We start from the raw sequence: 24,508 nt of genomic DNA on the forward strand, positions 1-24,508 counted from the left end.
TTAATAGGGTGGCTGGGGATGCGGGACTCCCACTTCCTCGCTGGCCTCCTGGCACCGGTCGTGGGTCTCGGCGGGGTACTCGCGGCCATCTTTATAAACCGCGACTGGTGGAGGCTCACAGAGAACGCGATAAGCGACATGGGCAGGATCGGCCTGAGGTACAACTGGGTGATGAACGCTTCCCTTATCCTGGCGGCTCTCCTCGGCATCTATTACGCGACCTGGAGGGCCGGGAAGAGCAGGAACCCAGTGGAGAAGGCTGGGGTAATTATATTTGCCGTTGGTCTGGTTTTCCTGGCAGCAGTCGGGGCCTTCCCCGAGGGGACCTCGCCCCATTACTACGTCAGCTGGGCCTTTTTCACAACCACCAGCCTTGGAATGCTGATAGCCGGGATCGGCCTTTACTTAGAGGGACAACGTGCGTTTGGAGCGGCTACCTTTCTCCTGTTCGCCGTTGCTTGGGCCCTCGCCCTCTGGGCCAAGGGGCACTTTAGAGGGGTTGCGGTGGCCGAGTTCGTTGGGGTTTTCGCCATCGTCTGCTGGCACTACGCGGCGCTGTGGAGGGTTGAGTCTTGAGGCACTACGAACTTCTGAGGGTGAAGGAAGACGGAAGGCTTGAGCTTCCCAGGGACATAGCCTACGAGCTCGGGCTCGTTAAAGGGGCGTACTTCCTGGTCGAGGTGGACACCGACCTCAAGGAGGCCCACCTGGAGAGGGTCGCACTTCCCGGGAAGAGGTTAGTCGAGGTCGAACTCGTCGTGGAGGATAGACCGGGGGTTCTGGCAAAGGTGAGCGGGCTCTTCGGCAGGTACGGCGTGAACATCCTCTTCAACGAGAGCGAAGAACTCGGAGAGCTGGGGTTGGCCGCGATAGTGGCCATAGTTGACGTCAGCGGGAGCAGTGTTTCCCTGGAGGAGTTAGAAAGGGCCCTCCTCGGCCTGGAGGAGGTGAGGGAGCTAAAGATGCGCGAGGTAGATTAGGGCGAGCAAAAGCATGGCGAAGATCGCCGCGCCGGCGTTGATCTCTTCCGGCTTTATATCCTCTTTTTCAAGCTTTACCATTAGCAGGCCAGCAGTTTTGAATATCGCGAAGAGCGCAACGCCTCCGGCCAGCATGAATGCATCTGTAATCTTCGGGACCGCCCCGAGATAGAGTCCGGCAATCAGGGACGCTAGGGCCATCAGGAAGGCCGGGAGCGAGCGGTGAGAGTAGCTATCGCCTTCGCCGTGTAGGAGGTAGTAGTTTAGCTTCGTGAACGAGGCGAGGGTTCCAAGGCTGGCTATGTAGAACAGTCCCTTCCCAGCGGTCAGCCCCCTTAGCAGAGAAGCCTTTCCGACTGAGCCTACGAAGGGCCACACGCCACCTATGGCAAGGCTAAGCATGATCGTGGAAAGCATGAGGAGTGCATCGCCTTTGTAGGAGAGCCTCTCCAGGTTACGGGTCCCCTCCCGGTCAACCATCGCACCGGCCGAGAGGAAGAGGCCGCCCTTGAAGAGCGTGTGGCCGAAGGCGTAGTAGACCGAACCCATGAGATTCCCCGTGGCGATGCCGAGGAGAACGTACCCCATCTGGCTGACCGTGTGGTAGGCCAGGAGGCGTTTGATGTCCTTCTGTAGGAGCGCCATTCCAACGCCGAAGAGCATGGATGAGAACGCAACGGCCAGCAGGGCCGTTTTGAGGGCCTCTGGGACCGGGAGATAGAGCGAGAGGAGGAGCATCCCGTAGGCGGGTGCCTTAACCACCACACCTGAAAGCAGGGCACTGACCGGTGAGGGCGCGTTTGAGTGCGCGTCCGGGAGCCACGTGTGGAGCGGAAAGAGGCCTGCCTTGAGGAGGAGCGAGGCGAAGGCGATGGCAACCGCGGCGTGGAGTTCTCGCGAGAGAGATGCCCTCTCGGCTATCAGGGTCAGGTTGAGGTAGCCCGTCTTGAGGTAGATTATCCCGATCGAGAACACGAAGAAGTAAGAAGCCAGCAGGGAGAGCATGAGGTACTTGTAGGCGGCTTTTAGGGCCCTTCCCCCCGCGAAGCCCACGAGGGCGAAGGAAGAAACCGATGCTATCTCCGTGAATATGTAGAGGTTGAAGAGGTCGCGGGAGATGAAGGCACCCAGCAGGCCCGCGTGGAGGAGGAGCATTAGCGTGAGGGCCTTGGGCTCACTGAAGTAGTCGAGGGAGTAGAGTGCAACCGCAGAGAAGAGTATTAGCTCGCCCAGGATGAGGAGGGAGTTGTAGGGGTCTAAGGCTACCTCTATCCCTCCTATCCTATCCCACCCACCGACGACCTCACTTCCGCGGTGGGAGAGGAGGTAGGCAAGCCATGGAAGGAGAGCGCCGGCGAGGAAAGTGCGCCTGGACCATTTCTCAAGCCTCAGGGGCACGGTTAAAGCCGTTAGGAAGGCGAAGAGGAGCGGTATGGCAACGAGCAGGACTATCAACGCCCATCCCTCCCCATGCGCAGTATGAAGGCAAGGGCTAAGGCAGTTATGGCGACGTCAACTACCAGGGTTGTTAGCATCAGCGTGGCTGGAAGAGGGTCAACGGGCTTCGATGGCATAACCGGAAAGCTACCTCCCTCAAAGTAGCCGGCTCCGATGAAGAACAGGATCAGGCCGAGCGAGAGCACGTTGATTGATATGACCTGCTTTATAGGCTCGTCCTTCGATATTAGCCCGTAGAGGCCCACGAGCATGACGACTATTCCAACAATTTCTGCGTTAATCACGGTCAACCCACCTCGACAGCGCGTAGAAGACGAGCACAAAGGAAGTTCCCACCTTGAGGGCTACCCCCACGTTGAAGGCCGTAACGGTCCCTCCTGGAAGGTAGGGGCGGAGGAAGTTGATGAAGAAGCCCCCGAAGGCCAGTCCCGCCAGAGCCAGGGCCACAAGGAAGAGCGCCGAGGATGCCTCAACGAGCTGGACCGTCCTGAGGCGGAAGTGCTTTCTCGTCCTCCTGTAGCCGTAGGCCGTCATTAGGAGTATAACGCTGACCGCGAAGATAACCCCGGCCTGGAAGCCTCCCCCCGGGCTCTCGTAGCCGTAGATCGTGAGGTAGGCACCGTAAGTCACGAGGAACGGACTTACGAGCTTCGTGCTGGTTCTAACCACGAGGCTCATCTTCACCTTTTCCTCCCTCCCAGCAGGAGGTAGAAGCCCGTAACAGCAGCGAAGAGGAGCGTGGCCTCGCCGAGACTGTCGTATGCCCTCCAGTCGGCCAAAATAGCGGTTACCAAGTTTGGAATACCCACGTCGCGCCAGTGGGAGACGTAGTAGGCGTAGCTCCCGTCAGAGACCCTCGCGTAGTCCATTGCGAGGAGCTCCAGCAGAAGGGCACCGCTCAGGAGTGCCCCGATCAGGCGCTTCACTCCCCCACCTCCTTGATCGTGTAGAGGAAGAGGCCCGTCACTATCGCCCCGACTACGACGGCTGAGAGGGCAACGTCCGGCGCTTTAAGCTGGATGAGCGCTATAATAAAGGCCAAGCTCAGCAGGGCGTAGCGAAGGACGGCCGAGGTTAGTTCCTTCGCCTCGACCACCGAGACAGCTAGGAGAACTATCGCAACGAGGAGGAGCTCATGGGTTGTCCCAGGCATACATGTCCACCACCGCTTTCGGTTTTATACCGCTCCTGTAGGCTGCCCTCGCTATGGCGTGGCTCACCATCGGGTTTATCATGGCTATCATGAAGGCTATGACGAAGAACTTGAGCTTGCCGGTTAAGGGAAAGTCCGAGGCGAGCGCGAGGGCGGTTAGTATGCTTATCGCTCCCCCGGTGTCGCACTTGGCCGTGGCGTGGAGCCTCGTGTAGACGTCGGGAAAGCGGAGCAGGCCGAGGGCGCCGAAGAGCATTATGAACAGCCCAAAGAGCAGGAAGGCCCACTCTATCACGCCTTCACCTCCATGTACTTCGCTATTATGAGCCCCCCGACGGCGTTCACCATGAGGAGGACTATGCTCACGTCGAGTAAGTATGGAGCATCGTAGAGGAGCGAGAGCATGGCTATTATCACGACGGCCTTTGTCGTGGCCGTGTTGAGCGCAACCGCCCTGTCCGCTATCGTCGGGCCGAAGAGGATTCTGTAACTGACCAGGGTGGCCGTGAAGAGCAGGAAGGCTATAGCATACGACAGCGTCACCAGAAAATTTTCTTCAACCATTCCTCCAGCTCCCCCTTTATCTTGACTCCCGCCTTCTCCTGGTCGAGGGTCTCGACCTCGATCCAGTGGACGTAGAGGTAGGCCTCCCCGAGCTTCTTATCAACGTCGAGCGTCAGCGTTCCTGGAGTTAGGGTTATCGAGTTCGCCAGAACCGTTAGACCTGTGTTCGAGTGCAGCTCCGCCTTCACCTTGACTATACCGGGGTTTATGTCCATGAAGATGACGTTCTTGACGACCCTGAGGTTGCTCTCGAGGAGGCGAAAGGCCATTATGAAGAGGTACTGGGGAACCAGGAAGAGGAATATGTAGGCGGCCTTTGAGATAAGATGTCCAGTTTGCCTTATGTCGTCCGTCAGGAAGTCCCTCGTGATGAGGGCGATTATGAAGGTCACTGCCAGCCCGGTCACGAGGTGGGGCGGTGAGAACTTGCCGCTCACGACGAGCCAGAACGCGAAGATGGCGATCCACGTTATGGCAACTCTCTCCCACGCCGGTAACTTCCTCGCCTCGTAGCTCTCGTAGAGAAGCCTCCTTCGGACGTCCTCCAGGCGGCTCTTCAGGTAGAAGTGGACGCGGCTCATGTGGTATTTTACCCCCCGGAACCTAAAAAGGGTTTTGATAGGGGCTAATCACCAGCGTCCCACAGGCTGAGGCCGTTTTCCTGCTCCTTTCTCTCGAGCGGCCCGCCGATGAGCTCCTGGATGAAAACTTCGGCAACGAAGACCGTCCCCTCGATCAGATGGCCGCCGAAGAGGGCCCCGTCGGAATCGCCGAGGGCGACGTGTATGTGGGCGAAGGGTTTTCCCTCCTTCAGGCTTATGTTTCCGGTCAGGGAAACGAGCTCGTACGTCCCCTCCAGCTCGATGACGCGGTACTTCCCCTCTTTCTCGTCGAAGTAGCCTATCTTGGGGTTCTTCAGGCTTCCGATGGCGCTTACCGTGCCCACGGTAACGTTGTTCTCCCGGGCGAACTCGTTTATGTAACCCAAAAGCTCCTCCCCCTCCGGGACGCGGAAGAGGAAGCTCCTTCCACTCGAGAACCTCACGCGAACCACCCAAACCCTAATAAGCCGGATCGGATTTAACCCTTTGGGTGAGAGAATGGACGTCAAAACGGCCGTGATGAGCGTTCTTCCGGAGATGGAGGAGCTCAGCGACGTGGATTTCTCGCAGTACTCCAGCCAGTACCTCTCCGTAGTCAAGGCCTTCGCAGAGAACGGTAAAAGGGGGCTGAGGGAGTTTGAGGACTTCGTGAAGGGGAGCGGGTTTGAGGTTTCGGTCGTCGGAAACTTCCTGATCTCGCTCTTCCAGTACCTCCTCATCCGCTATCGCCGCTATGGGGAATACTCCGTCGTGAAACCCGCGGTTAAAACCTTCATCACGCTCAAAGGCTGGCTCAACGAGAACGGCTTCGAGCGGGAGTGGAAGCTGCTCCTTCACAACTTCGTGGGCTACCTGGTGGACATGGCGGCAAAAATCGGGGAGCGGGAGGACTGCGAGACCGCGCTGTCCTACCTTACAGTTACCTACAGGCTTGCGAAAGAGGCCAGCGAAAGCTTTGCCGGGGAGTACTTCGAACGGCTCGCCGAGACCGCGGAGAAAGGGCTGGACTCCCTCCGCGAGAAGTGCGGGAGCGTTGGTTCGGCCTTCAAAAAAGAGGTTGAGGGCTGTTAGGCTCTCTCCAAGGTAACCTCTGCGTAGCTCCTCGGGTCCTCCCACACCTTGACCCTTATCTTCCCCACGTTTTTCCCTGCCTTCTCCGCTATCCTCTCGGCGAACCACTCCGCTATGTACTCCGCCGTGACGTTGGGCTTGTCGAGGACGACCGCCTCCTCCTCGGGGAGTTCTATGCGCTTGCCGTTCTTCTCTATGACGAGCTTCCTTTCCCTCCTCTCCGCCACCCAGTCCTCGCTAACCAGAATCCGGTGGTCGAGGAGCTTTATGAGCCTGCTAAGATGGTTGAAGTCGAATATCATGCCGTTTTCGTTGAGCTCGCCCCATATCTCGACGTCGACGTTGTAGGTGTGCCCGTGTATGCGGAGGCACTTGCTCTCGTATGGCAGAGCTAGAAAGTGTGAGCTGTCGAAGTCCTTGTGCCAGCCTATCTTTCTCTCCGCGATCCTGAACTCCCCCATGTCCCTCACCACTTTTATTGAACTGGGTTCGGGCGTACTTAACGCTTTCGATGGTTCCTTTAAAACACGAGAGCCGTTTATATTAGCCTCAGCACCATCTTGATGGCTATCAGGTAGAGGATAACTCCTATCAGCTTCTTCACCTGCTCGGAGCTCATCTTGAAGTGCATTAAATGAGTCCCAATCCAGCCGCCGGCTATTGCAGAGAGCGAGACCACGCCGAGTAACTTCCAGTCGAGGGTTCCCATTCCCCAGTAGGTGAAGAACCCGCTCAGGGACGAGAAGAACACGACTAGAGTGGTTGTGGCGGCCACCTTCTTGGGCTCGTGCCCGAGCATTATGAGCGTGGGACTTATTATCCCCCCGCCGCCGACTCCGAGAAGGCCGCCCAGAAAGCCGGCCAAGCCACCTATCAACGACCCCTCCACCACGTGGTTTGCGCCGCTCCCCCTCCGCCTGGGCTTGAAGAATATCATCATCGTACCCGAGTAGACGAGGAAGGCTATGAAAACCCCAACTACCCAGCTCTTTGGAACGAACCTGCCCGTGTACACCCCTATGGGGGCAAAGGCTGTCGCCATGATTAATATGGGCAGTCCAAAGCGGTAGTCGAGCTTTCCGTGCTTCAGGTTTTTGAGGGTCGCCGAGAGCATAGACAGGGTGTTGATGAAGAGGCCCGTCGGCTTGGCCACCATCAGCGGGATCCCCAGCCACGTCATGGTCGGGACTATGGCTATCGCGCTCCCCACTCCCCCGATTGAGAAAACGATGCTGAGGATGAATGCTATAACCGCCACTGTGACGTAGTCCATTTTAGGTACCTCCCATTTTGTTAGCCTGCCCTAAAGGCGTCTCGAGGTTTAAAAGAATTTTTGCTCAAACGTTTGCCCTTCCCCGGAGAAAATGGAGATCAGAGGGGGCTCAGAATTCCCTGTTTTTCAGGTAAGCCGGCAGATCGATCCTCTGCTCCAGCCACTCCCTCGTGAAGCCAGTAATCACGAGCGGAACCCTTCTCAGCTCCTCGACGTTCCGCGCCCCAACTAGGAACATGGCGTTCCTGATCTCCTCGACGTAGCGCCTGAGAACCTTAATGACGCCCTCGACGTCGCCCTTGACTGCGGGCTTGAGAAGCGGGAGTGCCACCCCGGCAAAGGTCGCACCCATCGCTAAAGCCTTCGCCATCGTTATTCCGTCGCGCATTCCACCGGTAGCGATTATTGGCAGCTCCGTCGAGTAGCGCACCTCGGCGACGCTTATGGCCGTCTTGATCCCCCAGTCCCAGAAGCGCAAAGCTAAGTTTCTTCCCATTTCGTCCTTCGCGCGGTAATACTCGACGGCGCTCCAGCTCGTACCACCGAGGCCGCCGACGTCTATCGCATCAATCCCTATGCTCTCAAGCCTTATCGCGACCTCCATGGAGACGCCGGCACCGGTCTCCTTCGCTATGATCGGGTAGGGGAACTCGGACTTAAGCTCGGCGAGAGCCTTCAGGACGCCCCTGTACTGCGTGTCCCCCTCGGGCTGGACGCTCTCCTGAAGGGGGTTGAGGTGTATCGCCAGAGCGTCTGCCTGGACGGTCTCCACCGCTTTGAGGGCCTCCTCCAATCCGTAGCGCTCCGGCATCGTCTCGGCGAACTGAGGAGCGCCCAAATTGCCGACGAGGAAAACGTCCGGGGCCACATCTCTAACGTAGTAGCTCTCCCACGTTTCGGGCTTCCTTATCATCGCCCTCTGGCTTCCGACGCCCATCGGGATGTTCAGCTCCTGCGCCGCCTGGGCGAGGGTCCTGTTTATCTTCCCCGCGAGCTGGGAACCCTTGGTTCCGCCGGTCATACCGGCTATGAAGATCGGGTAATCAAAGCGCCTCCCCAGGAACTCGACGCTCATGTCAATCTCGTCCTTATCAATCTCCGGCAGGCTCATGTGAACGAAGTGAACATCCTCAAAACCGTTGCTGACATGTGCTTGCACGTTCCTCTTGAGGCAGTGCTCAATGTGCTCAAACTTCCTGATGACCGTGAGTTCTTCCTTGTCAAAGGCCTGCATCCGCACCACCGGATGAGGAAGGGCGGAGAAAGTTAAGAGGTTTTGGGTGTTTCTTTCCTTTGCAAACATTTATACGGTAAAGGTTCAAAGTTGCTTTATTGCAATGTTGTGGGTGGGAGATGTGTAAAATGTCAACATCCGCTAGCGGAGAAAGCCAGGTTCTTTTCATAGACCTGAGCCGGGAGAAAGCCGTTAAGCGGCCCGTGGAGCCGGAGGATGTCAAGCTCTACCTCGGCGGCAGGGGCTTCAACTCGAAGATTATCTTCGAGATGCTCGACGGCCCGATAGACCCACTGAGCGTTGAGAACGTCATAGCCCTCGGCAACGGAGCTTTAGCTGGAACGGCCCTTCCAATGACGAGCAGGCTCCACATAAGCACAGTCTCGCCCCTCTCCGGAATCCTTGGGGACGGTAACGCTGGCGGCGAGTTCTCGGCAATGATGAGATACGCGGGCTACGACGGGATAGTAATTCTCGGAAGGGCGGACAAGCCGAAGTACGTCTGGATTGAGGACGAGGAGGTCGAGATAAGGGACGCGTCCGAGCTCTGGGGAACGAAAACTGGGGAGCTGGTTGATGCTTTAAGGGACGAGCATGGCTATGACGTCAGCGTTGCCGGGATAGGGCCGGCCGGGGAGCACCTCGTCCGCTTTGCAACGACGATGGTTGATAAGTACCACGCAGGCGCGAGGGGAAGCGGAGCCGTCTGGGGCTCGAAGAACCTCAAGGCGATAGCGATACGGGGAACGAAGGGGGTAGAGCCCGCGGACCCGGAGACCTTCTACGAGCTCTCCAAGGAGGATCTAGAGTACTTCAAGAGGAGCGAGTTCGTGAGGAAGATCTACTCGGTCATCGGGACGCACTACGGGATGATGAGCTGGTATCCGGGTTGGAAGTACTTCCAAAGCCATCTCGGGCCGGACGACCTCCCGGAGGGCCTCAGGCCGAGGGACTTCGCGGAGTTCGAAGTTGGGAGGACGCAGTGCTACTCCTGCCCTATTTCCTGCAAGGACGTTTACTACCTGCCCAAGAGCGAGCAATACGGCACGTCGAGCGAGTTCGAGTCAATCTACGCCCTCGGCTCGAACAACGGGATAACCGACACGGAAGCGATACTCCAGATGGAGCACTTGGCGGACGAGTACGGAATGGACGTCATAACGCTCGGCGACACGATAGCCATGGCGAGGCTCCTCCACGAGAAGGGCCTGATAAGCGATGAGGAGCTGAAAGGCATCTCCCTTGAGTGGGGCGACGCAGAGGGGCAGATAGAGCTCGTCGAGATGACGGCCTACAGGAGGGGCTTTGGGAACAAGCTCGCTGAAGGCTACCGCAACTTCGCAAAGCTGATTGGTGAGGAAGCGCTCGCCTACTCCTACGACGTCAAGGGGCTGAGCAGGGGCTGGTACGAGGTGGACTTCATGAACGGCATCTTCACCCTCGCCCACGCGACCTCGACGAGGGGAGCTGACCACCTCAGGGGGCGCTCCTGGGCCTACTGGGAGAACGACGTCAATATGGACCCGGAGGCAGTGAAGAGAATGCTTGAGGCCGGCCTTCCGGATTATCGGAAAGACCCCGTCGGCGCGTTGATAGAGGCGGAGAGGGCGTGCACCTTAGCGGATTCCCTTGGACGGTGCAAGGGCTCGATAAACATGTGGTTCCAGGCCGTGCCGCTCGTCTGGAAGTACCCGGTGTTCAAGGGGACGGCGATGCTGCTGGAAGCCTTCACGGGGATAGAGTTCACAGAAAAAGACGTGGTTGACGCTACCGACAGGATATACCTCACCGAGATGGCCATAAACGTTAGGCAGGGCATCAAAAAGAAGCACTACGACGTCAAGTTCCCGCCGGAGCTGGCCAAGACCGAGAAGTTCAGGAAACAGGAGAGGAGGCACTGGGAGATGGTGGACGAGTACCTTGAGCGGAGGGGCTGCGACGTCGAGACTGCTTACCCGAAGCGCGAGACCCTTGAAAGGCTCGGGATTGGCAAGGTGGCGGACGCTATAGAGGAAAAGGACTTTCCGGAGTGGGGCGGGCCACCCCTCTGGCCCCTTGAGAGCTATCCGGGGGGTGAGTGAATGTTCGTTCTCGGCGTTATCTACGAGAACTGCACGGGCTGCCACCTCTGCGAGTTAGCGTGTTCTTACAAACACGGCGGAACCTTCAACCCCCTCCTATCGAGGATAACGATACTGACGAAGCCCGAAGTACAAACATCAGTCCAGGTCTACTGCCTCCAGTGCAACGATGCAGCATGCGAAAGGGTCTGCCCGGTAGACGCGATAAGGAGAGATAAGAACGGGGCCTACGTCATAGACTACTCCCGGTGCATCGGTTGTCGGGAGTGCGCCTACGCCTGTCCATTCGGGGCGATAAGCTTCGACTTCGAGGCGGAGCCGATAAAGTGCGACCTCTGCGGTGGAAAGCCGGAGTGCGTCGAGGTCTGCCCCCATGACGCGATAATCTATGGGCCGGAGGAAAAGGTGTCAAGGAAGCTTAAGAGGGCCAAGGCCGCTGGAGTGGCCTACGGAATATACGGCGGGGCAGAGTCGCCCTACATGCGGAAGGAAGCAGAAGAAGCCGAGAACTTCCTGAGGGAGATATGGAAGAGGAACGAGGGGCTTGAGCTGTGAGCGAAAGGGAGTATCTCCTTCACGTCCTCCCCGAGAGGTGCACCGGCTGTGGCGACTGCGTGGAAGCGTGTCCGATGGAGGAGCCGGCACTAAGGATACCGAAAACCCCGGACGGCTGGGACATCGTGGTCTGCAGGCACTGCAATCCCGCTCCCTGCGTTGACGCCTGCAGCTTCGGGGCGCTCTGGGTCAAGGAGGACGGGACTGTATTTCTTTCAGGGGAGATGTGCACCTCCTGCAAGGCCTGTGCAGCCGTCTGTCCCTTCGGGGCCGTCTCCCTAGGTCCAACCGGTGAGATGGTGAAGTGCGACCTCTGTGGAGGAGAGCCGAAGTGCGTCGAAGCGTGCAGAGAAGGGGCGCTCGTCTACGGGAAGACGGTTGAGAAGAGCCTCGCGAGGGAAAGGAAGTCGATCAGGGGACTCCTCTCAATGAGGGGGCTTGTTTGAGATGCCGGCAGTGGAGAGGACGGTTATCATCGGCGGCGGCATCGGGGGAGTTTACACCGCCATGAACCTCATCAGAGAGGGCTTTCCTGCGGAAGGGATAACCATAATCGCCAAGGAATGGCCTGCCTATTCGAGGCACAGACTGGCGGAGTTCTTAGCCTCGAATGCCCCCTTCGGGAGGATTACCCTCGGGCTGTCCAAGCGGCTCCAAACTATGGGTGTTGAGGTTTTAGCTGGAACCGAGGCGGTCTCGTTAGACCCTGAGGAGAAAACCGTGGGAGTGAGAACCGACGGACAAATTTTGGAGATTAAATACGACAACCTCGTGATTGCAACGGGGGGAAGGCCCTTCGTTCCGCCGATTCCGGGGGTTGATCCGAAGGGCGTGATCACCTTTCACGGGAGCAACGACATCGAGTTCCTGAGGTCGCTCCCAAGGGGGAGCAAAACGGTCGTCATTGGGGCCGGTCTAGTTGGACTCACCGGGGCTGTTGCCTTGAGGAAGCTCGGGCACGGCGTTACCGTAGTGGAGGCAAGGGAGAGGGTTCTCCCCAACCTCCTAGAAGAGCACTTGGCTGAATTCGTGGAGGAGCGCCTCAGGGAGAGGGGAATTGAAGTTCTAACTTCCTCCCTAGTGGAGGAAGTGAAGGGCAACGGAAGGGTTGAGGGCGTTAGGTTGAGGGGCGGGGAGGAGTTTGAGGCTAATGCCATGGTAATGGCCACAGGTGTCAGGCCAAACTCGAACCTCCTGAGGGAAGACGGAAAGCCAATCGAACTCGATGAATCTGGAAGAACCCGATTCCCCGGAGTTTACGCCCTCGGGGACTGCGCCATGAGCAGGGACTTCGTTACCGGAGAGTTCGTTTACAGGCCCCTCGGCTTCGTGGCTGCACACTACGCCCGGCTGGTTGCGAGGGCAATAGCCGGGAAGCCCGTTGCCGATAGGGGAGTTATCCCGACGGTTTACGAGAGCGTTGGCCCGGTGGAGGTCTACGGGGTAGGGCTGAGCGGTTCGGAGGCGGAGGGACTGGGTGTTCTTGGTAGGATAGAGGTTGAGGAAGGGGAGAACTGGAGGGAGGCGCGGGTATTCGGTCCCGATGGAAGCTTGATCGGCTGGGAGAGGGTTCAATTCGGGCACTTCCACAGCGTGAACTCCGCGAACGCGTACATCACGATAAGGGGTCTGAAGAGTGCACCCGATTGAAGATGGGGGCGTGGAGGCAAGCTTATTAACTCCGGCTCATTAAACACATGGGGTGGAACCATGCCCGGGGAGAACGGGAAGGAGGTAGTCCTGCTCACCGGCCCGCCGCTCAACGGCAGGGACGAGTACATAACCGAGGCGTTCAAGCTCGTGGAGAACGAGAGCTACGCCTACTACCACGTTTTTGACTACATAAGGGAAGTCGGCAAGGAGAGGGGCGTTAAAATAACGAGGAAGAACGTCCTCGACTTCGCAATAAACCACCAGGATTTGATGAACGAGATACGTGACGAGGCCTTCGAGAGGATCCGGAGGGAGATAGACGGGAGCGACAAGGCCTACCACCTCGTCTCAACGCCGAGCCTCTTCCGCTGGGGGAGCGGGAGCGTTATAGGCTTCACGGCGAGCAACCTCAAGCTCCTGAAACCTGACCGCGTCATAATAGTCCTCGACGACGTCCTGTCCGTCAGGAGGAGGATAATCAACGACCCGGAATGGTTCGAGCGCTTCGGCGAGAACCCGGAGAACATAAAGCTCACCACCCTCGTGATGTGGCGCGAGGATGCTATAAACCACGTGAAGACCCTCGTCCACGAGCTCAAGAAGGAAGGACTAGAGGTTCGCTACGTTCTGCAATTCGGCATAAGGCACCCGCACGGCGTCTTCCTCGACCTCCTGTTCCACGAAAATGAGAAACCGCTCGTCTACCTCAGCTATCCGATGACCGGCCACGAGGAGGAGTACTACCACCGCGTCAGGGGCTTCTACAACAAGCTCAGCGAGCACTTCACGGTCCTCGACCCCGGGGCTCTGGACGACTGGTGGGTGGTCGCGGAATACGACGCCCAGGTGAACGCGGACCCCTCGATAAAGCGCATCAGAATAAAGCACCTCCTGGACGGCGAAGAGGAGGAAGAGCTCGACAGGGAGGACATAGAGCAGGCCACTGACATACTGAGGCGCCAGCTCGTCGAGCGCGATTTTAACCTCGTTGATGTGAGCAAGGCGATAGCGGTCTACCACTACGCTGAAGGGGTTTCAGCGGGAGTCATCAGCGAGATGGCAGAGGCCTACAGAACGCTGGCGGCGATATACCTCTACTACCCCTTCAAGAGGCGCCCGAGCCCGTTCATGGAGTTCTACGGCATGCAGAACCCCTCAAGGAGGACGATGTTCAAGGACGAGGACGAGATGGTAAGGGCAATGGTGGAAGAGAAGGAGTACTGGGCGAAGGTGTGAGTTTTCCTTGAATTAACTCGCCCCTTCCATTTTTAACGGTTGCTAGTGAGTTTTTTGAGAAGAGATTGGTGTCTGGCTCAGAAACGAATAGAAAAGGGGAAGAGATCACTTCTTCACCCATCCGCGGTCCTTCATGGCCTGGTAGACCTTGCTGACCGCGACGACGTAGGCACCGTCGCGCATGTGGATGTTCTTCTCCTTGGCGGTGTTGTAGACGTCCCAGAAGGCCTTGGTCATCTTCTTGTCGAGCTTCTCGCGGACCTCCTCCTCGGTCCAGTAGTAGCCGTTGACGTTCTGGACCCACTCGAAGTAGCTGACGGTGACACCACCGGCGTTACAGAGGAAGTCCGGAATCTGGAGGATGCCCTTCTCGCGGAGGATGTCGTCGGCCTCCGGGGTGACCGGACCGTTGGCAACCTCGGCGACGATCTTGGCCTTGACCTTGTCGGCGTTCTTCTCGGTGATGACCTCCTCGATTGCTGCCGGGGCAAGAACCTCGACCTCGAGCTCGAGGAGCTCCTCGTTGGTGATGTTCTGGGCGCCTGGGAAGTCCTTAACTGAGCCGTTCTCCCTCTTCCACTTGAGGACCTCATCCGGGTCGAGGCCGTCGGGGTTGTAGATGCCGCCGCGACTGTCGCTGACGGCGACGACCTTCATGCCGAGCTGCTCCTTGGCGAGCTTGGCGGTGTAGTAGCCGGCGTTACCGTAACCCTGGACGGCGATGGTCTTGCCCTTGAGGTCGATGCCGAGGGCCTTGGCGGCCTCCCTGATGGTGAAGATGGCACCCTGGGCGGTGGCGGTGCCCCTACCGAGTGAACCGCCGATGCTGAGCGGCTTTCCGGTGATGACGCCGAAGGCCGGGCCCTTGCGCCTCATGATGGTCTCGTACTCGTCCATCATCCAGCCCATGATCTTCGGGTTGGTGTAGACATCAGGAGCCGGGATGTCGGTCCATGGGCCGATGACGTCGTAGATGGCCCTGATGTAGGCGCGGGCGAGCCTCTCCTGCTCCCTCTCGGAGAGCTCCTTCGGGTTGACGATGATACCACCTTTACCTCCACCGTAGGGGAGGTCAACAACGGCGACCTTCCAGGTCATCCAGGTGGCGAGGGCCTTAACGGTGCTGAGGGTCTCGGCCGGGTGCCACCTTATGCCACCCTTGGTCGGGCCCCTGGCCCAGTTGTGCTGAACGCGGAAACCGGTGAAAACCTTAACAGAACCGTCGTCCATCTCTATCGGGACGCTAACCTCAACGATCCTCATGGGCCTCTTGAGCCACTCGAGGGCCTCTTCGCTTATGTCCATGTACTGGGCAGCCCTCTCAAGCTGCTGAACAGCCATCTCAAAGGGGTCAATCTCGACCATTTTTCCCACCTCGGGTTTCGGTAATCTGCGATACCCGGTACGGCCTTTGCATATATAAACCTTTCGATGAACGGGCAGGAGAACGGCCTGTTTAAAACAAAAAGTTAACTACTGAAACTTTCTGGGAAAAGGGCTATTCTCGTCAAATATTTGGCCAAAAGAAGCGATGTGCATCGAGAATTTTTTATACATTGGGGCCCATAGGAGGACATTGAGGTAATTAAATGGGAAAAGATGGCGTCCTCAGCGAGAAGTCGGTCATCACCCGTCAGCTCACTCTCCTTCCAATCATCGGACATGCCGATTAGTGGGGTGTATTAAAAAGGGTTTTGGCTGGAGCCCCGGGCGGGATTTGAACCCGCGACCGGCGGATTACAAGTCCGCCGCCCCGCCAGGCTAGGCTACCGGGGCACGCTTCTAAGGAGACGGATGAAAAATATAAACCTTTCGCCCTTCCGAAAATGTTTTAATGTTTGCCTACCTGTTAAACTCTGGTGTTTAAAATGGGGTCGAAGAGCTTCCTCACTGATCAGCAGATTAAAATCCTCCGCTTGAGGGCCAGGGGCATGAGGCAGAGTGAGATCGCCGAGCTTTTGGGGACGAGCAGGGCCAACATCAGCATTCTGGAGAAGAGGGCCCTTGAAAAGGTCGAGAAGGCCAGGAACACCCTCCTGATCTGGGAGCAGATAAACTCGAAGATAAGCCTCGACGTTAAAGCCGGGGAGGACATCTTCACGGTTCCAGAGAGGCTCTTCAAGAAGGCCGACGAGCTCGGGATAAAGGTTCCGTACAGTACTGCCGAGATAATAGCCTTTCTCGTCGAGCACGCCCCGGTGGAGGACAGACTCGCGAGGAGGGATTTCACTCTCTTCCTCGACGCCAAGGACAGGCTCAGGATAAGCGAGTGCCTACTTGAGGACTTCGATGAGGTAGGGAAGGAGGAGTGATGTGAAGACCCCGTTCAGGGCCATAGCTAAACCGCTCACCGCTCCCGCTAACTCGTCGTCGAGGATTATCCTCGCAGTGCCGAGGCCGTGAGAAGTAACGCCCATCGCGAGCCCCCTGGCTATTCTGTCCCTAACCCTTGCCGCGTCCAGGATTTCAACTCCGACCGCGTTGCCCAGTATTCCGGTCAGGATCACCAGAACCGCCGTTAATGCTGGAATCCCGCCTATCTTCTCGCTTACCCCTATAGCTATCGCCGTTGTGACGCTCTTCGGGGCTATGCTGAGGAGGACTTCCTCGGTCCCGCCGAGGAGCTTCGCTGTGTAGAACGCGCTCAGAATGGCTAAAGTCCCGCCGATAGCTATTCCGGCCGTTATCTCCCTCCAGTAGGCCGCTATCACCCTCCTGCCCTTGTAGACTGGAACCGCGAGGCTGACAACGGCAGGCCCGAGGAGGAACTTGAGTATAACCGCGCTCTCCATGTAGGACTCGTAGGAATAGCCACTTGCCCACAAAAAGCCGGCTATCGCGATTATCGAGAGCAGGACGGGATTCGTGTAGAACGCCCTCTTCCTCCTGTGAAGTTCTGAGAAGGAGTAGAAGACCACTAAGGTCAACGCTATCCCGTAGGGGTTCATCCCTCCCCACCCCTGAGGAGTTCAACCGTCTTCGCGGTGACGAGAAGGGTTATCAGGAAGCTGATTACCAGAGCGCCGAAGACAGGCACGGCTTGACTCTTCAGCAGGCCGATGTAGGTGACTATCCCTACTCCCGGCGGCACGAACATGACGCTCATGTTCCTCACAAAGAGCTCGGCCTCGTTCTCCACCCAGTCAAGCTTCACCGCGCCGCCGAGCAGAGCAGCGAGGAGGTAGAGCATCCCCAGCACGCTTCCGGGGATGGAGAGATTTAAAGCCGAGCTTGTCAGCTCCCCCAGCGCGTAGAAGCCGAAGATTATCGCCAGTCCGCGGTAGGGCTTCATGTTTGGGGTTATGTCCTTCAGGTATAAAAGTCTCCCGAAAGGGCAATAAAGCATAAACGCGTAACACCAGCGGTGATATATGATGTTCCTCAGGAACTACCGCTTTCCCGGTAGGTACGGCCCGGAGTGGGGCAGCGGCGGAATCTTTGGACTGAGGTACCACAACGGGACGCTATACTTCACCCTCGCCTTCGAGGCACAGGCCTATTTCATCGACGTGAAATCCGGGGAGGAAAAGACCTACGACTTCACGCTCCTCGGCGAGGCCCCTACGAGCGGCGGCGACACGTACAACGCGGTTGAAACCGTGGACGAGTTCATCTACTTCGGCGGCTGGGTTCATGCCCCAGCCGTTTACAGGGAAGGCAGGAGGATACTCTTCAACAACAAGTACTCCCACGTGCACGTCTACGACACTGAGGAAGGCTCGGTAAAGCTTCTCTGGAAGGACTCCATCCACCACGAGACCGACTGGACCGGCGAGGTGAGCGATATACTCTACGACCCCTACGGCGACCGCCTTTTACTCGCGAGGGAGGACGGCCACGCGAACCTCGGCGTTTACTCCCTCGACAGGAGAACCGGGAAGGCCGAAGCCTTAATCCACGAACCGGCCCCGAAGGGAACCCTCGTGCACGACACGGCCTTCTTCGGAATCGGGAACAACTTCACGGAAGGGTTGAGGGAGTTTAGATCCTTAGACCTCATAAGCGGAAGGTGGGAGACCTTCAAGCCGGGTGAGAGCGTCGACGGAAGGCCCTACATACGGCCCGAGCTCGGAGCCATGAGTTCAGCCTACAACCGTGCCTTCGCCTTCGTCCGCGGCGGCGTGATTGCCGGGAACCCCCTCATGGGCGAAGAGTTTCACTTCTACCGCCTCTTCGACTTCTACACCTTCTACGCGCCCTTCAGGGTGAACGCGATCAACGTTGGAGGCGGTATTCTTACGGCCTTCAACGCCCACCACGACGCGGTTTACAGGCCGGATTCAAAAGATTCCGGAATCGGCTGGGCAGGCACGAACACGATAGTAGGTCCGAGCGTTCTCGTTTACATCGCTCCCCAGATGGTCAAGATAGTTGGGACTTTTGGGGCCAGGGTAACCAGTATCGAGAAGATGGACGGAAAGCTCCTCATCGCGACAAACAGCGCCCCGAACACCGGCGCGACCGAGGCGACGCCCTTCGACACAGGGAACAGGGACTTGGTGGTTCTCGACGAGAAGATCATCCAGGAGAGGCCTCCGGCGGTCAGTTTCTCCCTATCGCTCGCACTCCCGAGCATGGCGAAGGAGCTCGGCGCGGGAACCTTCGGCGGCTTTCCCCTCGACGGCTACCGCGAGCCGAGGCTTACGCTCTACCTCAGCGGGGACAACAGGCTGACCGTCTACGAGTACGACCTCTCGCTTCCAGCGGGAGAAGCGACGGCTGAGACCTTCGAACTCAGGGCCGGCAAAAACGTCCTGGACTTGAGCTCTTTCAGCGGGATCGTGAGCTTCGAGCTGGAGAGACCTGAAAAGAGGGGAAAGGTCAGGGTGGAGCTGCTCTAGCTCCACCTCACAGTTTGAATTTGCTTATGATGTTCCTGAGGTTCTGGACGATGTTCCTCAGATCCTCGGCGGCCCTGTTGAGTTCTTCTATCGCAGCAGTCTGCTCTTCAACGGCCGAGCTAACTTCCTCGGCCGAGGCAGTGGTTTCTTCAGCCGAAGCAGCCAAGTTCTCCAAAGCCTTCAACGCCTTATCAACCTCCTCCTGCGTCCGAATAATCTGCTCCTTCACGCTCCCAAGCCTACTCCCAGTCTCACTAATCAACTCGGCAATATTCGTCAAATACTCCGTAGTCTCCCTGAGAGTCTCAGAACTCTCGCTGACAACACTAACACCCCTCTGCGTGGCATTAACAGCATCCCTGATCTCCTCAGTCATCCTGCCAATAATGTCCTTAATGTTGTCAGCAGCCTTCTTACTCTCCTCGGCCAGATTCCTGATCTCCTGAGCAACCACAGCGAATCCTCTTCCGGCTTCTCCAGCCCTGGCCGCTTCAATAGCCGCGTTCAAGGCAAGCAAGTTCGTCTGCTCGGCAATGCCCGTGATGACATTCGTAATCTCCTCAATACTCCTGCTCATCTCGTTAACCTTGTTGACAGCCTGTTCAATCTCACTCATCATCGCCTGAATACTCTCAATCTGCTGGGCTGAAACCTCGCCCTTCTCCTTGCCTTCCGAGGCAATGTTCACCACTTCCTGGATTGCCCCCTCGAACTCCTCCATTGCTCTAACGCTCTCCTCGCTGACATCCGCGACAAGCCTGACTCCCTCGGTAATCTCGTTGATGTTCTCCTGCTGTCTTTGCGCCTCAATACTAACCTGCTGGACCGCCTCATTCACCTGATTAATAGCCTCAGTAACATCACTAGCAACCTGAGCAAGCATGTTAGCCCTCTTGTCCAGCTCGTTCGTCACGTTCACTATCTCTCCTATGAGGTTCTTGAGCCTGTGCGTCGTGTCCCTTAGATCCTCAAGGACCTCCTTGAGCTCGCCTTTGGCTTCGACTGTTAGACCGTTGCTCAAGTCGCCCTCGGCAAGGCGCTCGAGCTTGTTTGCTATGGTGTCCAACGCTCCAACGAGGTCTTTTCCGACCGCCTCGAAGGCTTTGATGAGCGCTCCAATCTCGTCGTCTTCGAGGTAGTTTATCTCGCGTATTCTCTTCCTGACCTCGCTGAGTCTGCCATCTGCTAGGGCTTGGGCCACGCCGCGCAACTGTTCGAGTGGTTTGAGGGCGTTGTTTACTGTCCTGTAGGCGAAGCCGAGGATTATCAGGCCGACGATTGCAGCCAGAATGGAGCCCATCATGGATTCCTTCATACCGGTGTCGACGACGTTGGCTATGCGGTCTTCGGTTTTTCTGGTACCTTCTTTCAGTGCGCTACTCACGGCTTCCGTGAGTGGGTCCGTCAGCTCGTTTATTGGAACGGTCGCGAGAACTATCCAGCCGGTCGTCTTCATCCTCTTGTAACCGGCTATCTTGTCCACGCCTTTGAACTGGTACCTCACCCAGCCGCTGTCCTTGTTCTTGTCCAGTTCTCCGGCCAGGCTCGCCAGGTTTGGATCGTCGTGGATGTTGAGTTTTTGGACCAGGCTTTCGTCAGGGTGGACTATTATCGTGCCGTCCTTGTTGAGTATTGCAATGTACCCGCTTTGGCCGATCTTGATCTCCTTAGCCTGCTCGATTAGCGTTGATACGAAGACGTCAACGCCGATGACTCCGACGAAGTTCCCGTTCACGTAGACGGGTTCCGAGTAGGTGACTATCCATTTTCCGGTTGAGGCGTCCCTGTATGGTTCAGTCCAGACGGGACCGTTTTTCGCAGTTGCTTCTTTGTACCAGGGCCTTACCCTCGGGTCGTAGCCCTCTGGCAGTGGCTCGTCCGGCCACATGTACATACCGCCGTTCTTGCTGCCGAAGTAAACGTAGGCGACGTTGGGGTCAAGGTCTTTGACGGCTTTGAAGTGGTTGAGTAGGTAGGTTTTGAAGGCCGGGTCGTTCTCGTTGTACTGGCTGTAAGCTACCTGTACTGCTTGGATCGCCACTTTGCCCATCATCCTCATTTTGTCGAAGTAGTCGTCGAAGAGCTTGGCTCCTAGTTGTGCTGCTCCTATGGCTATCGTCCCCGCTTCTTCGGTTATTGGTTGTTGAATGTTTTTGGAGACGCTCTGGGGGAGGTTTTGTTCGAGCTCTGTTTTCAGTGTGGAGTGGATGTTGTTCCTCATCTTCAGGGTCGAGTAACCCACTATGATCGCGCCTAGAAGCAGGGTCACTAGGACCGCCGCACTCATGGTCAAAATAACCTTCTTCTTGAACTTCAACCCACTCACCCCCTGTCCTCTAAGTCGAGAATTCGCTCTAAAAAGTTAAATCGGTTTTGTGTAGGGGCATATGTAGGTAATTACGATCCAGAAACGGAGAAAAGGGAAAAGGGGCTCAAGCCTTGGACATCACGTTGTTCCAGCTCATGCTCTCCTCGACGAGGTCCGCGACTGTGAGTCTTCTCATGGCCTTTATCTGTGGTTCGAGGTCGCTGAGGGCTTCAAGGACTTCCTCCTTTGGCATCGCCTCCTCGTCGAAGACCACGAAGCCGTTCTTGGCGTAGCCGTTGAGGAATATCCTCCAGACCCTCTCGTCCTTCTCGAGCTCGTACTGCTTCGCCTGGGCGCTTTCAGGGTCGATCTTTCCGAACTTGAGTTCAAGCCTCACGAGGTTCCTTCTCAGGACGGTCTCGCTCATCCCAACCACCTCTCCTTCAGCCCAAAGTAGTCCTCGATGTCGATGTAAGTCTTCCTGTAGAGCTCGCTGTTCCTCATCCTCTCGACGAACTCCTTTGAGCGGAAGTACTTGTCCTTCTTGTAGTCCCAGTCCGGGTGGAGTTTCTTCCACTCCTCCCAGGTGTAGCTGAACTGAGCCTGCACCTTGTCTCTGTACAGCTCGGGGATCACGTTGAAGGTACAGAAGGGCACTATCCTTCCGTCGGGCATCGCGTAGTGGATGACGCAGCGCTCCACCCTCTCCACATCGTAGTTGTACTCGTCCATGAAGTGCATCATCCCTATGAAGAGGGCGTTCTCGTGGAACTTGCCGAGGGCGTCGTAGTTGCCGTGCATGAAGGCGTTCTTTATGAGATCCAGAACGCCCAGTCCCTTCGGGGCGTACTTCTCGTCGTAGAAGCTCTTGAACTTCATGAATATCTCGGCACCGAGCTTGAGCTTCTTGAGCTTGCCCATGGTCTTCCACTGCTCTATCTCCTCCGCCTTCTCCTCCAAGAACTCGACGAAGCCCTCCACATCCAAGAACCTGCTTATCGGCACGACGCGCTTGTGCTCGCGGTCGAGGAAGACGTAGGTGGCAGCACCGCAGGCGAAGTGGCTGGTCATGTAGTAGCGCGATCCAGTGAACGCCTCGAAGAACCTGGCTATGTGGCCCGCTATTGGGATCGGGTACCAGTCGTCCTTGGCTATGACGCCGTTTGTCTGTTCCTCAATCCTTTTGATGGCGCCGGGTATGGTTATCCTAAAGCGCTGGCGCTCCCTCTTTGGAACCCTGCCGACCTGGGAGATCGGCTGGAAGTTAACGCCCCTGACGATGTCAAGGTGGTTGAGGCCGAAGTTGATTATTGCCCCAAGCTCGTGGTCGTTTACGTTCCTTATGGTCGTCGGCACGAGGACTATGCCCGGCCCACCGGCCTTCCTCACGTTCTCGAAGATGAGCGGGATCTCCCAGTGGTTCTTCCAGTTGGTCTGGGGCGTCATTCCGTCGTAGCTAAGGTAGAGGGTGTTGGTTCCGGCCTCGCGGATCTTCTTCACGAGTTCGGGCTCGAAGGCCAGCTTTATTCCGTCGGTGTTGAGCTGGACATGGTCGTAGCCTTCTTCCTTGGCCATTTTGAGTATCTCTATGAGGTCCTCCCTGAGGGTTGGCTCACCGCCCGTGAACTGAACCGCGTTGGCACCTATCGGGTGCTCCTTCTTGGCGTTGCGGAGCATCATGCGTATCTGCTCAAGGGTCGGCTCGTAAATCGGCTGCCCCTCCTTGGCGTAGAAGAAGCAGTACCAGCAGCTCAGGTTGCAGCGGTTGGTCAGGACGATGTTGAGTAAGCTAGTGTGGGAGCGGTGCCTCGGGCAGAGACCGCAGTCCAGAGGGCAGTTGACGCCCGAGTTCTCGACGTTGATGCTAAAGAGCTCTTTCTCCGGCCAGAGCCACCTTTTGAAGCGGTAGTACTGTTCAACGTCCTCGTAGTAGAGGTCGGTTATCATACCCTCCGGGCACTTCTTGGTTATCCAGACCTTGCCGTCCTTCTCCCAGACGAGGGCCGGGACGACCCTTCTCGTTTCGGGACAGAGTGAGTACGTCCTGTGGGGAAGGTCGCCACCATAACCCCTGCTGGCCGTTTTAAGAGCCTCGTAAAACTCTTCCTCGCTTATTTCAGGGAACTCGACGATGTCCCTAATCCTTTTGGTGGATTCCGCGAATTCTTTCTCCCCGCTGGGGATTTCACCAAGACTCTCGGCCATGATGCATCACCTTCATTCAACAACTCCTGCTTCTGGGAGTTGATTCAATTTGAGGGTATAAAAGCTTTTGCGTAAATATGCAAGTTTTACTTCATAGGTATGGGGCAATTTTGGGTACTCAGCTGCACAAGCGTTAAAAACGCTGGGGCCGATGAGTGGTGGGGTGGAAGATGCCTGCGAGAGAGATGAGGGTTGAAATGTTTCTCAGGGCCCTCCTGAGGAGGGACTTCTCGAAGGCCAAGGGGCACCTCGAGAAGCTCCACAAGATGGCGGGGAACGACGAGTGGGGCAGGGGGTACGCCAGAGCTGTCAACGGTTTCCTCAGCGCGATCCAGGACAACGATCCTGACTCCCTCATAGTCCAGCTCATAAACGAGGGCAACAGGGAGAAGGCTGAGGAGCTCTTGAAGCACTTTGAGTCCATACTGAAGCACGAGTTCCGCGACGAGTACGAGAAGGGCTACTACACGGCCTGGGTCGAGCTCCTCAGGGCGTACCTCAGCCAGAAGACCCTCGCGTGATGGCCATGGGAAAGGAAGAACTCATGAGGAAGCTTGAAGAGCGCATAAGGAACTGTCAAAAATGTCCGCTGGGGCAGCTCAGGACGAACGCGGTTCCTGGAGCTGGAAGCTACGACGCCAAGGTGATGTTCGTCGGAGAGGCACCGGGCTACTGGGAGGACCAGAAGGGCCTTCCATTCGTCGGCAGGGCAGGAAAGGTCCTTGACGAGCTCTTGAGCGAGATAGGGCTCAGCAGGGACGAGGTCTACATCACCAACATCGTCAAGTGCCGCCCGCCTGAGAACAGGGATCCGACCGAGGAAGAAATCAAGGCCTGCTCCCCTTACCTCGACAGGCAGATCGATATTATAAGGCCGAGGGTAATCGTCCCCCTAGGGAGGCACTCGATGGGCTACATCCTCTGGAAGTTCGGCTTCGAGCCTGAGCCGATAAGCAAGATCCACGGAAAGACCTTCGAGGCCCACACTCTCTTCGGAAAGATCCTAATAATGCCAATGTACCACCCCGCTGCGGCTCTGTACAAGCCCCCGATAAGGGAAGAGCTAAGAAGGGACTTCTCAAAACTCCGTCAGATCCTGGATTCAAATTTATGATTTTGTCTCGTTTTTCTAATTACTCTTCCGAGTGAATCGCGCCTCCTTGGCGTTTTTCATGGTGGCCTGAAGTCTGCCCTGAAGCTTTTCTGGGAAAGGTTTTTATGGATGGTGTGAGCATTAATGTACTTGAGAGTATCCATTAATGCAGCGGGGCATAAAAACACACCACGAGCGTTC

The 24,508-nt window shown here is 57.1% G+C and carries 30 protein-coding genes and 1 tRNA gene; 12 read left to right on the plus strand and 19 right to left on the minus strand.

Going from position 1 to position 24,508, the window contains the following annotated elements; all coding sequences use genetic code 11:
- Positions 1-18: 18 nt before the first annotated feature.
- On the plus strand, positions 19-576 hold the full coding sequence (locus tag ACZ5AM_RS03850; protein WP_464915561.1) for a DUF998 domain-containing protein: 558 nt from the start codon (positions 19-21) through the stop codon (positions 574-576).
- Entirely contained in the window at positions 573-980 is a 408-nt protein-coding gene (locus ACZ5AM_RS03855) for an ACT domain-containing protein (protein WP_464915562.1), read from the plus strand. Before ACZ5AM_RS03850 ends, ACZ5AM_RS03855 begins: the two co-directional genes overlap by 4 nt.
- Here ACZ5AM_RS03855 and ACZ5AM_RS03860 read toward each other — a convergent pair.
- The 9 genes from ACZ5AM_RS03860 to ACZ5AM_RS03900 are packed head-to-tail and all read right to left on the minus strand — an operon-like array spanning position 957 to position 5,200.
- Complete coding sequence (locus ACZ5AM_RS03860) at positions 957-2,435, minus strand: proton-conducting transporter transmembrane domain-containing protein (protein WP_464915563.1); 1,479 nt, start codon at positions 2,433-2,435, stop codon at positions 957-959. The genes ACZ5AM_RS03855 and ACZ5AM_RS03860 overlap by 24 nt on opposite strands.
- A complete protein-coding gene (locus ACZ5AM_RS03865; RefSeq protein WP_464915564.1) occupies positions 2,432-2,722 on the minus strand; it encodes a cation:proton antiporter subunit C in 291 nt (96 codons plus the stop codon). Before ACZ5AM_RS03865 ends, ACZ5AM_RS03860 begins: the two co-directional genes overlap by 4 nt.
- Entirely contained in the window at positions 2,715-3,122 is a 408-nt protein-coding gene (locus tag ACZ5AM_RS03870) for a Na(+)/H(+) antiporter subunit B (protein WP_464915565.1), read from the minus strand. The genes ACZ5AM_RS03865 and ACZ5AM_RS03870 overlap by 8 nt, the downstream gene beginning before the upstream one ends.
- Positions 3,119-3,364, minus strand: a complete 246-nt coding sequence (locus ACZ5AM_RS03875) for a hypothetical protein (RefSeq protein WP_464915566.1) — start codon at positions 3,362-3,364, stop codon at positions 3,119-3,121. Before ACZ5AM_RS03875 ends, ACZ5AM_RS03870 begins: the two co-directional genes overlap by 4 nt.
- Positions 3,361-3,591: a hydrogenase subunit MbhD domain-containing protein gene (locus ACZ5AM_RS03880; protein ID WP_464915567.1), complete on the minus strand. Its 231-nt coding sequence runs from the start codon at positions 3,589-3,591 to the stop codon at positions 3,361-3,363. The genes ACZ5AM_RS03875 and ACZ5AM_RS03880 overlap by 4 nt, the downstream gene beginning before the upstream one ends.
- Positions 3,572-3,886 (minus strand): monovalent cation/H(+) antiporter subunit G, encoded by a 315-nt coding sequence (mnhG, locus tag ACZ5AM_RS03885; RefSeq protein WP_464915568.1) that lies wholly within the window; start codon positions 3,884-3,886, stop codon positions 3,572-3,574. The genes ACZ5AM_RS03880 and mnhG overlap by 20 nt, the downstream gene beginning before the upstream one ends.
- Entirely contained in the window at positions 3,883-4,155 is a 273-nt protein-coding gene (locus ACZ5AM_RS03890) for a monovalent cation/H+ antiporter complex subunit F (RefSeq protein ID WP_464915569.1), read from the minus strand. The genes mnhG and ACZ5AM_RS03890 overlap by 4 nt, the downstream gene beginning before the upstream one ends.
- Positions 4,131-4,736 carry a Na+/H+ antiporter subunit E gene (locus ACZ5AM_RS03895; protein ID WP_464915570.1) on the minus strand — a complete coding sequence of 202 codons (606 nt, stop codon included), beginning with the start codon at positions 4,734-4,736 and terminating at the stop codon, positions 4,131-4,133. The genes ACZ5AM_RS03890 and ACZ5AM_RS03895 overlap by 25 nt, the downstream gene beginning before the upstream one ends.
- A 44-nt stretch (positions 4,737-4,780) precedes the next feature.
- Positions 4,781-5,200 carry a PPC domain-containing DNA-binding protein gene (locus ACZ5AM_RS03900; protein ID WP_464915951.1) on the minus strand — a complete coding sequence of 140 codons (420 nt, stop codon included), beginning with the start codon at positions 5,198-5,200 and terminating at the stop codon, positions 4,781-4,783.
- Positions 5,201-5,255: 55 nt separating this feature from the next.
- Between ACZ5AM_RS03900 and ACZ5AM_RS03905 the strand changes: the two genes are divergently transcribed.
- Positions 5,256-5,828, plus strand: a complete 573-nt coding sequence (locus ACZ5AM_RS03905) for a hypothetical protein (protein WP_464915571.1) — start codon at positions 5,256-5,258, stop codon at positions 5,826-5,828.
- On the opposite strand, the gene ACZ5AM_RS03910 is transcribed toward ACZ5AM_RS03905, so the two are convergent.
- The 3 genes from ACZ5AM_RS03910 to fni all read right to left on the minus strand — a co-directional run bounded on the left by ACZ5AM_RS03910 (position 5,825) and on the right by fni (position 8,335).
- Positions 5,825-6,289 (minus strand): 6-pyruvoyl trahydropterin synthase family protein, encoded by a 465-nt coding sequence (locus tag ACZ5AM_RS03910; RefSeq protein ID WP_464915572.1) that lies wholly within the window; start codon positions 6,287-6,289, stop codon positions 5,825-5,827. The two genes, ACZ5AM_RS03905 and ACZ5AM_RS03910, sit on opposite strands and share 4 nt — an antisense overlap.
- A gap of 77 nt (positions 6,290-6,366) precedes the next feature.
- On the minus strand, positions 6,367-7,101 hold the full coding sequence (locus tag ACZ5AM_RS03915; protein ID WP_464915573.1) for a sulfite exporter TauE/SafE family protein: 735 nt from the start codon (positions 7,099-7,101) through the stop codon (positions 6,367-6,369).
- Positions 7,102-7,210: 109 nt separating this feature from the next.
- Positions 7,211-8,335, minus strand: coding sequence for a type 2 isopentenyl-diphosphate Delta-isomerase (gene fni / locus ACZ5AM_RS03920; RefSeq protein WP_464915952.1), 1,125 nt, complete (start codon positions 8,333-8,335; stop codon positions 7,211-7,213).
- Positions 8,336-8,463: 128 nt separating this feature from the next.
- Here fni and ACZ5AM_RS03925 point away from each other — a divergent pair, with 128 nt between their 5' ends.
- From ACZ5AM_RS03925 to ACZ5AM_RS03945, 5 genes are read left to right on the plus strand one after another with little or no spacing between them, the layout of a single operon-like run.
- On the plus strand, positions 8,464-10,416 hold the full coding sequence (locus ACZ5AM_RS03925; RefSeq protein WP_464915574.1) for an aldehyde ferredoxin oxidoreductase family protein: 1,953 nt from the start codon (positions 8,464-8,466) through the stop codon (positions 10,414-10,416).
- Complete coding sequence (locus ACZ5AM_RS03930; RefSeq protein WP_464915575.1) at positions 10,417-10,971, plus strand: 4Fe-4S dicluster domain-containing protein; 555 nt, start codon at positions 10,417-10,419, stop codon at positions 10,969-10,971. It begins immediately after the preceding gene.
- A complete protein-coding gene (locus ACZ5AM_RS03935; protein WP_464915576.1) occupies positions 10,968-11,417 on the plus strand; it encodes a 4Fe-4S dicluster domain-containing protein in 450 nt (149 codons plus the stop codon). The genes ACZ5AM_RS03930 and ACZ5AM_RS03935 overlap by 4 nt, the downstream gene beginning before the upstream one ends.
- A gap of 1 nt (position 11,418) precedes the next feature.
- Positions 11,419-12,621, plus strand: a complete 1,203-nt coding sequence (locus tag ACZ5AM_RS03940; protein WP_464915577.1) for an NAD(P)/FAD-dependent oxidoreductase — start codon at positions 11,419-11,421, stop codon at positions 12,619-12,621.
- A 60-nt stretch (positions 12,622-12,681) separates the two neighbouring features.
- Positions 12,682-13,860, plus strand: coding sequence for a hypothetical protein (locus tag ACZ5AM_RS03945; protein WP_464915578.1), 1,179 nt, complete (start codon positions 12,682-12,684; stop codon positions 13,858-13,860).
- Between the two features lie 105 nt (positions 13,861-13,965).
- On the opposite strand, the gene gdhA is transcribed toward ACZ5AM_RS03945, so the two are convergent.
- Together gdhA and ACZ5AM_RS03955 are read right to left on the minus strand one after the other, a co-directional pair.
- Positions 13,966-15,225 carry a glutamate dehydrogenase gene (gene gdhA, locus ACZ5AM_RS03950; RefSeq protein WP_464915579.1) on the minus strand — a complete coding sequence of 420 codons (1,260 nt, stop codon included), beginning with the start codon at positions 15,223-15,225 and terminating at the stop codon, positions 13,966-13,968.
- A 334-nt stretch (positions 15,226-15,559) separates the two neighbouring features.
- Positions 15,560-15,636 (minus strand) — tRNA-Thr (locus tag ACZ5AM_RS03955).
- Positions 15,637-15,728: 92 nt separating this feature from the next.
- Here ACZ5AM_RS03955 and enfR point away from each other — a divergent pair.
- Positions 15,729-16,172: a transcriptional factor EnfR gene (gene enfR / locus ACZ5AM_RS03960; protein WP_464915953.1), complete on the plus strand. Its 444-nt coding sequence runs from the start codon at positions 15,729-15,731 to the stop codon at positions 16,170-16,172.
- Here the strand turns inward: enfR and ACZ5AM_RS03965 are convergent.
- Positions 16,134-16,808: a CidB/LrgB family autolysis modulator gene (locus ACZ5AM_RS03965; protein ID WP_464915580.1), complete on the minus strand. Its 675-nt coding sequence runs from the start codon at positions 16,806-16,808 to the stop codon at positions 16,134-16,136. The two genes, enfR and ACZ5AM_RS03965, sit on opposite strands and share 39 nt — an antisense overlap.
- Complete coding sequence (locus ACZ5AM_RS03970) at positions 16,805-17,152, minus strand: CidA/LrgA family protein (RefSeq protein ID WP_464915581.1); 348 nt, start codon at positions 17,150-17,152, stop codon at positions 16,805-16,807. The genes ACZ5AM_RS03965 and ACZ5AM_RS03970 overlap by 4 nt, the downstream gene beginning before the upstream one ends.
- A gap of 82 nt (positions 17,153-17,234) precedes the next feature.
- Here ACZ5AM_RS03970 and ACZ5AM_RS03975 point away from each other — a divergent pair, with 82 nt between their 5' ends.
- Positions 17,235-18,701 (plus strand): DUF2139 domain-containing protein, encoded by a 1,467-nt coding sequence (locus tag ACZ5AM_RS03975; RefSeq protein ID WP_464915582.1) that lies wholly within the window; start codon positions 17,235-17,237, stop codon positions 18,699-18,701.
- A 7-nt stretch (positions 18,702-18,708) separates the two neighbouring features.
- Here the strand turns inward: ACZ5AM_RS03975 and ACZ5AM_RS03980 are convergent, their stop codons facing one another.
- From ACZ5AM_RS03980 to tes, 3 genes are all read right to left on the minus strand, one after another.
- The gene (locus ACZ5AM_RS03980) at positions 18,709-21,018 is read right to left on the minus strand and encodes a methyl-accepting chemotaxis protein (protein WP_464915583.1); all 2,310 of its coding nucleotides are present in this window, start codon (positions 21,016-21,018) and stop codon (positions 18,709-18,711) included.
- Positions 21,019-21,133: 115 nt separating this feature from the next.
- On the minus strand, positions 21,134-21,436 hold the full coding sequence (locus ACZ5AM_RS03985) for a DUF3213 domain-containing protein (protein ID WP_464915584.1): 303 nt from the start codon (positions 21,434-21,436) through the stop codon (positions 21,134-21,136).
- Positions 21,433-23,214 (minus strand): tetraether lipid synthase Tes, encoded by a 1,782-nt coding sequence (gene tes / locus ACZ5AM_RS03990; RefSeq protein WP_464915585.1) that lies wholly within the window; start codon positions 23,212-23,214, stop codon positions 21,433-21,435. Before tes ends, ACZ5AM_RS03985 begins: the two co-directional genes overlap by 4 nt.
- Positions 23,215-23,384: 170 nt before the next feature.
- Between tes and ACZ5AM_RS03995 the strand changes: the two genes are divergently transcribed.
- Both ACZ5AM_RS03995 and udg read left to right on the plus strand, forming a co-directional pair.
- A complete protein-coding gene (locus ACZ5AM_RS03995; RefSeq protein WP_464915586.1) occupies positions 23,385-23,735 on the plus strand; it encodes a hypothetical protein in 351 nt (116 codons plus the stop codon).
- 5 nt (positions 23,736-23,740) lie between these two features.
- Positions 23,741-24,328: a type-4 uracil-DNA glycosylase gene (gene udg, locus ACZ5AM_RS04000; protein ID WP_464915954.1), complete on the plus strand. Its 588-nt coding sequence runs from the start codon at positions 23,741-23,743 to the stop codon at positions 24,326-24,328.
- The last annotated feature ends 180 nt before the right edge of the window (positions 24,329-24,508 follow it).

The sequence above is a fragment of the Thermococcus fumicolans genome (assembly GCF_055386755.1).